This window comes from Vibrio gelatinilyticus (assembly GCF_022836845.1).
In the GTDB taxonomy this organism is placed as follows: domain Bacteria; phylum Pseudomonadota; class Gammaproteobacteria; order Enterobacterales; family Vibrionaceae; genus Vibrio; species Vibrio gelatinilyticus.
The window spans coordinates 234,832-246,488 of sequence record NZ_JAJNNZ010000002.1; the positions used below are offsets into that span (position 1 = coordinate 234,832).

An 11,657-nucleotide genomic window follows, 5' to 3' on the forward strand; every position below is an offset into this window, starting at 1 on the left:
AGTTATTCCTTCATTATTATTGATTTGATTGCATCATTTGTACGATTTTCATTGCTTCTATGGTTTCCGCAACATCGTGAACTCGAATAATTTGAGCGCCTTTGCTAGCTGCAACCGTGGCGCAAGCAAGGCTTCCAACGACGCATTCAGCAGGCTTTTTGTCGAGTAATTTAAAAATCATCGACTTCCGAGATAGACCAGCCAAAATAGGAAGTCCAAAACGATGAAACTTCTCTAAATGAGCCAACAAATGATAGTTATGCTCTAATGTTTTTCCAAACCCAAACCCAGGATCCAAAATCAATCGTTCCGTTTTGATGCCAACCGATTCACAGGCAGCAATGCGTTCATCTAAAAAACGAGCCACGTCATCAAGCACATTGTCATAGCGAGGTGCGGTCTGCATCGTTCTTGGCTCACCTTGCATGTGCATCAAGCAGATAGGTACATTCGCTTGTGCAGCGACTTCCAATGCGCCCGGTTCGCGCAAAGCACGGACATCGTTTATCAGATCGGCACCCGCTTCAATGGCTTGCTTCATCACTTCAGCTTTACTGGTATCAATAGATATCCATACCTCAAACTGACGTCGAATAGCTTTAATCACGGGTATGACCCGTGCCAACTCCTCTTCGGCTGTGACATCTGGAGCGCCAGGACGCGTCGATTCGCCGCCAATATCAATGATACTGACACCAGCATCAATCATATTTGAAACTTGGGTTATCGCGGCATCGACCGAATTAAATTGACCGCCGTCTGAGAAAGAATCTGGTGTCACGTTGACGATCCCCATGACGTGAGGGCGGTCTAACGTCAGTGTCTTATTATTTGCTTTTAGAATCATAGTATTTTAAAACAAGAAAAGCCCCGAGAAGTCTCGGGGCTTAGCTTAGAAGGGATTATTCCGTGTCTTTCTTTGAGTCCGCATCAGATTTGGTTTCTGTTGTGACTTGCTCAGTTTGAGACTCTTCTTTAGGCTCGGCTTTGACTTCAGGCTTCGGCTCTTCAGCTTTTTCCTCTCGGGCCTTCGCTTGATCACCCCATCCAGCAGGTTCACGGATTTCATCTTTACGTTCCATCAAGTCGTCAATTTGACCCGCATCGATGGTTTCGTACTTCACTAGCGCATCTTTCATGGAATGCATGATGTCCATATTGGCTTCCAAGATTCGCTGCGCTCTCGCGTAGTTACGGTCGATAATCACACGAACTTCTTCGTCAATTAGCTTCGCCGTATCACCCGAGATATGTTTGGTTTGAGTTACGCTACGACCAAGGAATACTTCTCCTTCGTCTTCTGCATAAAGCAAAGGACCTAGTTTCTCAGAGAAGCCCCACTGGGTCACCATCTTACGAGCGATGTCTGTTGCACGTTCGATATCATTCGAAGCACCTGTAGACACTTTGTCTTTACCGTAGATAAGCTCTTCCGCTAGGCGGCCACCGTAAAGGCTTGAGATCATCGACTCTAGGTGCTGACGAGACATACTCACACGGTCTTGCTCTGGTAGGTACATCGTTACACCAAGAGCTCGTCCACGTGGAATGATAGACACTTTGTACACTGGATCATGTTCCGGTACTAGGCGACCAACAATCGCGTGTCCCGCTTCGTGGTAGGCTGTCGACTCTTTGGTTTCTTCAGAAAGAACCATAGAGCGGCGCTCAGCACCCATCATGATTTTGTCTTTTGCTAGCTCAAACTCAACCATAGAGACGTTGCGTTTGTTACCGCGAGCAGCAAATAACGCCGCTTCGTTAACTAGGTTCGCTAGATCGGCACCAGAGAATCCCGGCGTACCACGTGCAATCAAAGATGGCTCAACGTCTGATCCTAAAGGCACCTTGCGCATGTGAACTTTCAAGATCTGTTCACGACCACGAACGTCAGGTAGACCAACAACCACTTGACGGTCGAAACGACCAGGACGAAGCAGTGCAGGGTCAAGTACGTCAGGACGGTTAGTTGCTGCGATAACGATAATACCTTCGTTACCCTCAAAACCATCCATCTCTACCAGCATTTGGTTAAGGGTTTGTTCACGTTCATCATGACCACCACCAACACCGGCGCCACGCTGACGACCGACCGCATCGATCTCATCGATGAAGATGATACAAGGCGCCGCTTTCTTCGCTTGTTCGAACATGTCACGTACACGAGATGCACCCACACCAACAAACATTTCTACGAAGTCAGAACCAGAAATAGTAAAGAACGGTACTTTCGCTTCACCCGCAATGGCTTTCGCAAGCAGCGTTTTACCTGTACCTGGAGGACCAACCATTAGAACACCTGTTGGGATTTTGCCGCCCAGTTTCTGGAAGCGACTTGGATCTCGTAGGTAGTCTACTAGCTCTTTTACGTCCTCTTTTGCTTCGTCACAACCTGCGACATCAGCAAATGTTGTTTTGATCTGCTCTTCACCCATCATTCGAGCTTTGCTCTTACCAAACGACATGGCACCTTTGCCACCGCCGCCTTGCATCTGACGCATGAAGAAAATCCAAACACCGATAAGCAGGATCATTGGGAACCAAGAAATGAAGATAGTTCCTAGTAAACTTTGCTCTTCAGGTGGTGTCCCTAAAACTTTTACATTTTGGTTAATCAGATCATCCAAAAGCTTGGAATCATAGACTGGCATATAGGTTACAGCACGACCGCCGCCGCGACGTGTAAACGTAATTTCGCTGTCTTTAAACTGAGCTTCTTGAACCTGGCCATTGCCAACTTCCTGTACGAACGTGGTGTAATCAACTGCTCGACCATTGCTTTCGCCCGGTCCAAAGCTTTGAAATACAGACATCAACACTACGGCGATGACTAACCACAAAATTAAATTCTTTGCCATGTCACTCAAGGTGTCAGCCTCTCGATAACTAATTGTAATTAAAGGTAGGGTACTACAGTTTTTCAGCTGTAGCTACATTGTTAATTTTCTCTTTGTAAACTAATGTTCAGCCTTTGAAACCATTAGCTACAATAAATACCTCACGAGAGCGAGCTCTAGATGAGTCTGGTTTGCGAATCTTCACAACTTTGAAAAGTTCACGCACTTCTTTTACGTATTGGTCAAACCCTTCGCCTTGGAACACTTTTACAACAAAACTGCCCCCTGGAGCCAAAGTTTGACGACACATATCTAATGCTAGTTCAACAAGATACATTGCTCTAGGCTGATCCACGGAAGAGTTCCCAGCCATATTGGGCGCCATATCAGACATCACCACATCAACCATATCAGGCTGTATTCTTTCTAATAGCGCTTCAAGAACAGCATCGTCTCTAAAATCGCCCTGTAGAAAACTTACCCCTGAAATTGGATCCATTGGCAGAATATCACAAGCAATAACCTGCCCTTCGTCACCAACAACTTTTGTCGCATATTGTGACCAACCTCCGGGTGCCGCACCTAAGTCAACCACTGTCATACCAGGTTTCAGTAACTTATCCTTATTTTGAATTTCTTCAATTTTAAAGATAGCACGTGAACGGTACCCTTTTTTTCTGGCTTCATTGGCATAAATATCATCAAAATGCTCTTTCAACCAGCGACCAGAACTGGCCGAGTGTTTTTGCTTACTCATTCAAAATCCAACTTAACAAGAGCACGCCCTTAGAATAAAGTATAGTCTTCGTCCTTAGATGGCGTTAAAATACGATTTTTCAACCCTAATAGTAAACAAAATTGGCCGCGTAATGAACCTAAGCACCAAACAAAAGCAGCATCTAAAAGGCCTAGCACACTCTCTAAAACCAGTTGTGCTAATGGGCGCAAATGGACTAACTGAGGCTGTTCTAGCGGAAATCGAAATCGCACTTAATCACCATGAGTTGATTAAGGTTAAAGTCGCAACAGAAGATCGTGAAACTAAGCAATTGATTATCGACGCAATTGTACGTGAATCTGGCGCAGAAAAAGTTCAAACGATTGGTAAAGTACTTGTACTTTATCGTCAGTCTGAACAGAAAAAGATCGAGCTTCCAAGGAAGTAATCTTGATATACTTTTTGCTACGTTAGCGAAAACGTTAAATGAAAGGTCGCCTAGGCGGCCTTTTCTGTATCTGCGAGATACCCACAAAAGCATTGAAAAAAAGCCACCCAAATTGAGCAGCTCTTAACATTTTGTTACGAATTAGATGTACTCAACCTTATCGATTTCGTAATCTTTAGTACCACCGGGGGTCGAAATAGCCACTTCATCACCTTCCAGTTTACCAATAAGGCCGCGAGCAATTGGAGAACTCACTGAAATTCGACCCGCTTTGATGTTCGCTTCATCATCACCGACGATTTGGTACGTGAACTCTTCTTCTGTATCCACATCGATCAAGGTGACTGTGGTACCGAAAATGATCTTACCTGTATTGTCCATTTTGCTCACATCAATAACCTGAGCAACTGAAAGCTTGTATTCGATATCTCGAATCTGGGCTTCGCAGATCCCTTGCTCTTCTCTTGCAGCATGGTATTCCGCGTTCTCTTTGAGATCCCCAAGCTCACGTGCTTCTGCAATAGCTTCCGAAATCTTTGGACGCAGTTTTAGTAGACGATCTAACTCTTGGCGTAGCAATTGTTCGCCACGCGCGGTCATTGGAACCTTTTCCATCATTTTTCCTCTTTGCCAAAGCGTACTTCGGACAATAAAAGCCCACTCAAGATGTATTACTCGAGTGCGCTGATAAACATTGAATTGAAATAAGTGTAACGAATCTGTCTGTGCAAATCACTTAAATTCACGGACGATTACAATATCTCCGTTAGAACTTTGTAAGAAAGACGATTCTCATCTCTCCAATCTAAGCTAAATACTTAAACTACGAGGGTAAAAGCGCTAAGCTAGTTAGAGCCGTTATATTCAGGCGCCTCACAATCGACGTTGCAAACATCGACTCAGCGAAGATTTTGAATATAGCGTATATTTTCTTGTAAACGCAACTTTATCGTTTTAGCCTGATATAAAGCTGCGCTATCTTTGTCGATACTATTACAATTAATGATCATTCTATGACTAAAAAACGTCTCTTCGCACTCTATTTTATTTTGTGTTGCACATCTGTAGCCAGTTTCGCCAAAAGTGAACTCCCAGTGACCAGCAGACATGCTATTTTTTTGTCACCACTCAACACTAGTACGTCCGATTTACCGTTATTAGAAAACAATGCCGCGCAATTGTTTCCACCTGCTAGCACCCTTAAACTAGTCACTGCGCTCGCCGCCAAAATGTCCCTTGGCGACCAGTTCCGCTATACCACTGCTGTTTACCAAGAGAAGGATAATCTTATCGTTCGCTTTAGCGGCGATCCTTCTTTATCTCGTGATGCTCTTCGCTCCATGCTTAAACAAGCCAAACAAACAGCAAAAGGTAAGATCAATAATATCTGGTTGGATGGAGAGGCATTTTCGGGCTATGCACAAGCGGTTGGAACGCCTTGGGACATATTAGGCGTGTGCTACAGTGCACCCTCAACCGCTATAATGCTCGACGGCAACTGTGTACAAGGCTCACTCGAAACTCACAAAGATGGCTCAACACGTGCGTACGTTCCTCCGCACCAACCAATTATTGTCACCTCGACCGCTCTATCGGTAACAAAAGAGCAGCAAGCAGAACAACATTGCGATTTAGAATTGGTCACCTCTGGCATAAATCAATATCGCTTAACGGGATGCTTGACACATCGCTCTTCACCATTGCCACTTAAGTTTGCCGTTTCTAAACCCTCTCTGTACGTTGCATCAGTCATAAAAGACGAACTTGCCATGTTAAATTGGTCAATAAACGGTACTGTAGCAGCCAACGCTAACGCGGCGCAATCAGCCAGCAAACCATTAGCTATGCATCACTCACAAGCCCTGCCTGAATTACTGGCTGTGATGCTAAAAGAATCCAATAATTTATACGCCGATAGCCTAACGAAAACGATGGGCGCTAAAATGTTTTCACAAGCAGGGACTTTTTCAAACGGTGTTCAGGCGATTAAAGCGACATTAATGGAGCAGGCTAGGATAGATCTTGAGAGCGCTGTACTTGAAGATGGTTCCGGTCTATCACGCAACAATCGAATGACCGCACAGCAAATGGCTAATGTATTACTGTTCATTTGGCGCGAAGATCAGGATCTTCAGCTTATCAAACTGTTGCCGATCGCCGGAGAAAGCGGAACGTTACAATATCGTTCTAGCATGAGGCTTCACCCAGTCAAAGGAGCGTTACTGGCGAAAAGTGGAACTCTATTTGGTACCTACAATATGGCAGGCTATGGCTTGAACAGCCAAGGCGAAATCAATACGCTTTTTGTCCAATTCGTGACTGACTACCACCAACCAGTCGAGGCAAGCGCATCACCAAAAACTCGCCCTATCACACGCTTTGAACGCGCGTTTTACGAGCAAGTGGTCCAGTATAGTCACTCGTTGGCCCAAACAACGCAAAAGGCGCAGCCATAGCTGCGCCTTACTTTAAAGCGCTTTGACTATACAATGCCAAGAAAATAATTGACCACGGTGAAATAGATCCACATGCCCGAAATATCCACAATAGAGGCTAACACAGGGCTAACAAGTACTGCTGGATCAAGCTTAAATGCTCGAGCGATTATAGGTAAGATACCGCCGAGCGTTGTCGATATTGTTACCTGAATAAATAACGCTACTGCAATCGCTAAAGCGATAGTGTTTATATCAAAACCACCCGCAGAGCCTGCATCACTGAACATCAGGATGCGGCCAACCATCACGATGGAAATAGCTAATGCAAGGCATATCGCAATGCGGCTCTCTTTCCAGAGTACCGCGAGCCACTGGCGTTTACGCAGTTCCCCTGTTGCCAATGCCCGGATGACTAATGTCGCGGCCTGAGTACCGGTATTACCACCTGCTGCCGCGATGACTGGCATATACACAGCCAGTAGGACCAACTGACTCAATGTATCTTCATACTGGGCGATGATTAATCCAGATACGATACCAAGCAACGCTAACGCAATGATCCAACCAATGCGCTGCCTGACATGCTCAAGTACGCCTGTGGTTAAATACCCTTGGGTTGTCTCCGCTTCGGAGTGAATCAAGCCCAGTTGATGGGCAAAGTGCCGAGCTAGCTTACCTTCTCCAAGTAAGTCTAACTGCTGAATCATATGTTGTACCTCTCCTAAAGCACAGTGCCTTAGCACTCCGACAGCCTCATCTAAAGGCATGACCGTAAGCAAATTAAGTTGTGCTGCGGTGTCATATTCTAAAAACGCTTTGGTTGCAGCTCCAATTTCATCTTGAGAAAAATTAGGGCCGTTTTCAACGATTGTATTGTTCATTACCGACATGGCGAATCTCCCGATTAGCTTAGGTAACGACCATCAAGAATGCGCAATTAATCTTGCCGAACACCAGCAAAATCAAAAGACATATCAATAGTGACAAGGGGAAAAATACAAGAGGCAAATGTTAAGAATGGGTGCCTACCACATGGGTAGGAACGGAGATCGCAAATACCGATAGTGGTCTAAATTTCCCCTTTTATACTAGGAGGATGGTCGGTATTGTTCATAGATTTCTCCGAAAAAGCTACCGTAATGATAGCGGCGCTAGAATACCAAAAAAACGCCATCTGTAAAGCACTCAATCATCATTGAAAATTTTCGTTACTTTTCCATTTTTATCCAAACAATAGACGCCATATGTTCTCTAAAAAATGTTTCTCATTACTGTTAACGATCGCCAGTTTGACTCTCTTAGGCTGCGGTGAAGATAAATCTAGTCCTGCGCCTCCAACACCGAAACCCGTTGAGCCCGCCTGTCAGGTAAACTGGGACGAAAGTGTCCAAGATCTCAATCGCACCTGGGTTCGCTCTGTATATGATCACAGCTGCAATGAACATACATTAAGTCAAAATGCTTTTGCAGTCTCTAGCCAATCGGGAAACCACATTCAGTATCAGAACATCTTTGACAGGGAGCGGGAGCTTTACGGCTATAACCCTCGGTTCATTCCTGGGCGGCCCTATTTTGACGCCAGTAACTCCCCTTGGATGATCGTTAACAATATGAATCAACTCGATAACAGCGAGTTACCCGCAAAGCATGTTGATCCTGTCACTGGGAGTGACACTGGAAAAGCCCTGCACGCATTAACGTATGATGATCGGGTATACTCGAGCCTGTACAGTGACAGTGCGCCTTGCAGTTCTTGCGATTCTTATCTAGTCAGAATGACCAATGAGGGTAAGTGGGTCTCGATATCTTTACGTCAGCTCGAACAGGAGTTTGATTTTAGGCAAAATGGTGATGGCCTTGATGGCTATCGTTACCGCTATATCGAGCAAGTTTACTTTCAAGACAACGGCGATGTGTTCTTCAAATTAGATCACGGCGTTATTCGCTACCAGGCAAGTACTCAAACTTGGCACGGTTACAAGAAAAACTGGACCGCGCAAATGGAAATGGTTGGCAATGGCACACAACCGCCACTGTTTATTAAAGCCGACACCAATAATAACCGTTATACGCTCAACAGACTGCTCGTTACTCATAGCGGCGAACTCGAATGGCAAGCTGAAACCATTAATTTAGGACTATCACTTGGCCTATATCGCGGAAGTTCAGCTGTGGTTTGGCATGACAGCACACTGCATATTGCGGGAATGAGTCATGATACTAATATCAATAACCGTGAGGACTATAATACCGGGCAATATTATGTCCGTTATCAGTTAGGGTCCGGCATTGAAGAGAGTTCAGATACCACCGATATCGTCTTTATGGGCTGGAGCGGCTCCACCTCTCAGAGCTCTCCTGACTCTCACAATCAACCAATATTGTTGCTAGACAGTACCCAACGTATCCACTTTATTTCCGGCGCACACAACCATCAAATATGGCATCGTGCATCGCTACAACCAGTATCGGATGCTCAATGGAACAACAATCGCCAACGTTGGAGCGCTGGCGTGACGAGTGATGACAAGTTTACCTCAGGCCCAATGTCCCCAGTTAGCCGTTACCCAAGTGATGTTCCACTACAATCCGGGGTTGATTATGTTGGGCAAGAATTTGGTCGGTACACTTATGTTCATGCTCAAATCGGAAAGGATGATCGACTCTATATTGCGATGCGAAATACCGCTTCGAGCGATGAGCCGCAGGGCTACCGTTTAGAGTGGATCACCGGAGAGCCGCTAGGAAATGGTCACTATAATTGGCAAGATCATGGCGTTATTGTCCAGCCAAACTGGTCGCAATACTCAAACTACACGCAAAAGCTGCATATCGATAGGCAAGGTAACCTGTACCTACTTTATACCTATGAGATCCAGAACTTCTCGGATACCTCCTGGTATAATCGTCAAGCAAGAATCAGTAAACAGACCCAGACACAATGCGCTGAACTATCGAGCGCCTCTGATTGCATCGATGTCAAGACGACGCATTACTCTCTTTGGCCCAGCGAGGTATTGGATGGGTCTCCTAGTCGTTATAGCCAAGCTTTTCAACATGATCCCGTATTGCTTTTTAGTCGCGACCACGGCCTTACATGGTCATTGGCCACGACCGAGCATTTCAAAGGCAACTTACAGTAACCGATACAGTTGCAAACAAAAAACGCTGCTCATGCAGCGTTTTTTTTATTCAAGGTCGCCATTATTCCACTTGGCGAACTTGCAACTCTCTTGGCACTTCAAAGAACATATTTTCTTCACGACCTAAAACTTCTTCTACGTCGGATGCCCCTAGCTCTTTAATACGATCAATGATCTGATTCACCAATTCTTCTGGTGCAGATGCCCCAGCCGTCACTCCAACCACCGATTTATCATTAAACCAAGTTGGTTGAATGTTTTCAGGGCAATCGGTCAGATACGCCGCGGTACCAAGTTTTTCAGCCAATTCTTTGAGGCGCGTAGAGTTTGAAGAGTTGGTTGATCCCACGACCACCATCACATCCACATTCGTAGCAAGTTCACGCACTGCATCCTGGCGGTTTTGCGTTGCGTAACAAATATCATCTTTACGTGGCCCCTGTATTTCAGGGAACACTTCACGCAGTCTTTCAATGACCGATGCCGTCTCATCAACTGACAGCGTCGTTTGGCTAACATAATGCAGATTACTTGGGTCTTTGACATCCAATTTATCAACATCACTCGGGGTCTCAACTAAGTACATTCCACCAGCTTCGCTGGCATACTGCCCCATTGTGCCTTCTACTTCTGGGTGCCCTGCGTGCCCAATTAACACCACTTCCATGCTCTTACGACTGGCGCGCGCAACTTCCATATGTACTTTGGTCACCAATGGGCACGTTGCATCAAAAACGGTAAGCGCTCTTTGCTTTGCTTCTTTGCGCACAGCTTGAGAAACACCGTGGGCAGAAAAAATGACGATGTTATCGTCTGGGACTTCGGTTAACTCTTCAACGAAAATTGCACCTCGTTGCTTTAAACCTTCGACCACAAATCGGTTGTGTACTACTTCGTGACGTACGTAGATGGGTGGCTGATACAGTTCAAGTGCACGCTCAACAATGCTGATCGCTCTATCGACGCCAGCACAAAAACCACGAGGATTCGCCAATTTAATTTTCATTTGTCTGCTCATTTATTTGTGGTGAACGGTGCTCATTCAACCGACAATATTTCAACTTCAAACGTGACGTCTTGTCCAGCAAGTGGGTGATTAAAATCCACCGTTACCGAATCGCCCGCAATTTCTTTAATGATACCTGGAATCTCCATTCCATCGGGACCAGAGAAGGCCATTATTGTACCGACTTCAACTTCAGAGTCACCAACAAACTTAGCTCTATCCATATGATGGACGTTGTCTGGATTGGGTAAACCAAACGCATCCTCGGCTTTTAGCTCGATGGCTTTTTGTTCCCCACCCATCATGCCGAGTAAGCACTGCTCAAAATTATCACTCAAACTGCCATCACCAATGACTAATTTGGCTGGTTTACCCATGTTGTGAGTGGTGTCGGCCACTGAGCCATCTTTCAATTTGATGGTAAAATGCAGTGTTACAGCACTATCTTGTTGTATGGTCATCACGTTACTGCTCCTTGTGTCGAATACACTGTTATATAAAAAAGCGCCGCACGAATCAACGTACAGCGCTTAAGGGTATTAGCTTTATAGGGCTTTATTTTGATTCTTTATGACGGAACCCATCAAAAATAATCATTGCAGCCCCGATAAATATCGCGGAATCGGCCAGATTAAACGCTGGCCAATGATAGCTTCCCCAGTAGAAATCTAAGTAATCCACCACGAAACCATGCACCACACGATCGAATACATTGCCAATCGCACCACCAATAATGAGCGCATAAGCAACGTTATTCCATTTTTCTGTCGCGGGCAGTTTGCTCATCCAGTATGTGAGCATTGCGGTAACGGTAAATGCGATAGCGGTAAACAACCAACGCTGCCAACCACCTTGCTCACTTAAAAAGCTAAAAGCCGCACCGTAGTTATGAACGTACAGGAGGTTGAAAAATGGCAAAATCTCAATACGATTTGCCCATCCATACCCCATGTTATCCATGACCACTAACTTGATAGCAATATCAGCAACGAAGATGAGTGCCGCTAGCCATAGCCAGCGGACTCCAGATTGTTTTAATGAAAACGTCTGCTCTGTCATTATATCGT

At 45.3% G+C, this 11,657-nt stretch carries 11 protein-coding genes; 3 read left to right on the forward strand and 8 right to left on the reverse strand.

The window, feature by feature from the left end; all coding sequences use genetic code 11:
• Nucleotides 1–16 precede the first annotated feature (16 nt).
• The 3 genes from folP to rlmE form a co-directional block, all read right to left on the reverse strand.
• Nucleotides 17–847 carry a dihydropteroate synthase gene (gene folP / locus LNL84_RS03205; protein WP_244355223.1) on the reverse strand — a complete coding sequence of 277 codons (831 nt, stop codon included), beginning with the start codon at nt 845–847 and terminating at the stop codon, nt 17–19.
• A gap of 55 nt (nt 848–902) precedes the next feature.
• Nucleotides 903–2,858 (reverse strand): ATP-dependent zinc metalloprotease FtsH, encoded by a 1,956-nt coding sequence (gene ftsH / locus LNL84_RS03210; RefSeq protein ID WP_244355224.1) that lies wholly within the window; start codon nt 2,856–2,858, stop codon nt 903–905.
• A 106-nt stretch (nt 2,859–2,964) separates the two neighbouring features.
• Nucleotides 2,965–3,594, reverse strand: a complete 630-nt coding sequence (rlmE, locus tag LNL84_RS03215) for a 23S rRNA (uridine(2552)-2'-O)-methyltransferase RlmE (protein ID WP_244355225.1) — start codon at nt 3,592–3,594, stop codon at nt 2,965–2,967.
• A gap of 112 nt (nt 3,595–3,706) precedes the next feature.
• Between rlmE and yhbY the strand changes: the two genes are divergently transcribed.
• Nucleotides 3,707–4,003 (forward strand): ribosome assembly RNA-binding protein YhbY, encoded by a 297-nt coding sequence (gene yhbY, locus LNL84_RS03220; protein WP_244355226.1) that lies wholly within the window; start codon nt 3,707–3,709, stop codon nt 4,001–4,003.
• A 141-nt stretch (nt 4,004–4,144) separates the two neighbouring features.
• Here yhbY and greA read toward each other — a convergent pair whose 3' ends face one another.
• Nucleotides 4,145–4,618, reverse strand: coding sequence for a transcription elongation factor GreA (gene greA / locus LNL84_RS03225; RefSeq protein ID WP_244355410.1), 474 nt, complete (start codon nt 4,616–4,618; stop codon nt 4,145–4,147).
• 398 nt (nt 4,619–5,016) lie between these two features.
• Between greA and dacB the strand changes: the two genes are divergently transcribed.
• Nucleotides 5,017–6,459, forward strand: coding sequence for a D-alanyl-D-alanine carboxypeptidase/D-alanyl-D-alanine endopeptidase (gene dacB, locus LNL84_RS03230; protein ID WP_244355227.1), 1,443 nt, complete (start codon nt 5,017–5,019; stop codon nt 6,457–6,459).
• Nucleotides 6,460–6,485: 26 nt separating this feature from the next.
• Here the strand turns inward: dacB and LNL84_RS03235 are convergent, their stop codons facing one another.
• A complete protein-coding gene (locus LNL84_RS03235) occupies nt 6,486–7,331 on the reverse strand; it encodes a magnesium transporter (RefSeq protein WP_244355228.1) in 846 nt (281 codons plus the stop codon).
• Between the two features lie 354 nt (nt 7,332–7,685).
• On the opposite strand from LNL84_RS03235, the gene LNL84_RS03240 reads away from it, so the two are divergent.
• Nucleotides 7,686–9,584 (forward strand): hypothetical protein, encoded by a 1,899-nt coding sequence (locus LNL84_RS03240; RefSeq protein ID WP_244355229.1) that lies wholly within the window; start codon nt 7,686–7,688, stop codon nt 9,582–9,584.
• A gap of 61 nt (nt 9,585–9,645) precedes the next feature.
• Here LNL84_RS03240 and ispH read toward each other — a convergent pair whose 3' ends face one another.
• The 3 genes from ispH to lspA form a co-directional block, all read right to left on the reverse strand.
• Nucleotides 9,646–10,602 (reverse strand): 4-hydroxy-3-methylbut-2-enyl diphosphate reductase, encoded by a 957-nt coding sequence (gene ispH, locus LNL84_RS03245; protein ID WP_244355230.1) that lies wholly within the window; start codon nt 10,600–10,602, stop codon nt 9,646–9,648.
• Nucleotides 10,603–10,622: 20 nt separating this feature from the next.
• Entirely contained in the window at nt 10,623–11,054 is a 432-nt protein-coding gene (fkpB, locus tag LNL84_RS03250) for an FKBP-type peptidyl-prolyl cis-trans isomerase (protein ID WP_244355231.1), read from the reverse strand.
• Between the two features lie 91 nt (nt 11,055–11,145).
• Complete coding sequence (lspA, locus tag LNL84_RS03255; protein ID WP_244355232.1) at nt 11,146–11,649, reverse strand: signal peptidase II; 504 nt, start codon at nt 11,647–11,649, stop codon at nt 11,146–11,148.
• Nucleotides 11,650–11,657: the final 8 nt, after the last annotated feature.

What these genes read in the sequence shown, in the direction of transcription:
- LNL84_RS03235 (WP_244355228.1), bottom strand. Translation starts at nt 7,331, where the DNA reads ATGTCGGTAATGAACAATACAATCGTTGAAAACGGCCCTAATTTTTCT.
- ispH (WP_244355230.1), bottom strand. Translation starts at nt 10,602, where the DNA reads ATGAGCAGACAAATGAAAATTAAATTGGCGAATCCTCGTGGTTTTTGT.
- lspA (WP_244355232.1), bottom strand. Translation starts at nt 11,649, where the DNA reads ATGACAGAGCAGACGTTTTCATTAAAACAATCTGGAGTCCGCTGGCTA.
- rlmE (WP_244355225.1), bottom strand. Translation starts at nt 3,594, where the DNA reads ATGAGTAAGCAAAAACACTCGGCCAGTTCTGGTCGCTGGTTGAAAGAG.
- yhbY (WP_244355226.1), top strand. Translation starts at nt 3,707, where the DNA reads ATGAACCTAAGCACCAAACAAAAGCAGCATCTAAAAGGCCTAGCACAC.
- ftsH (WP_244355224.1), bottom strand. Translation starts at nt 2,858, where the DNA reads ATGGCAAAGAATTTAATTTTGTGGTTAGTCATCGCCGTAGTGTTGATG.
- greA (WP_244355410.1), bottom strand. Translation starts at nt 4,618, where the DNA reads ATGGAAAAGGTTCCAATGACCGCGCGTGGCGAACAATTGCTACGCCAA.
- dacB (WP_244355227.1), top strand. Translation starts at nt 5,017, where the DNA reads ATGACTAAAAAACGTCTCTTCGCACTCTATTTTATTTTGTGTTGCACA.
- folP (WP_244355223.1), bottom strand. Translation starts at nt 847, where the DNA reads ATGATTCTAAAAGCAAATAATAAGACACTGACGTTAGACCGCCCTCAC.
- LNL84_RS03240 (WP_244355229.1), top strand. Translation starts at nt 7,686, where the DNA reads ATGTTCTCTAAAAAATGTTTCTCATTACTGTTAACGATCGCCAGTTTG.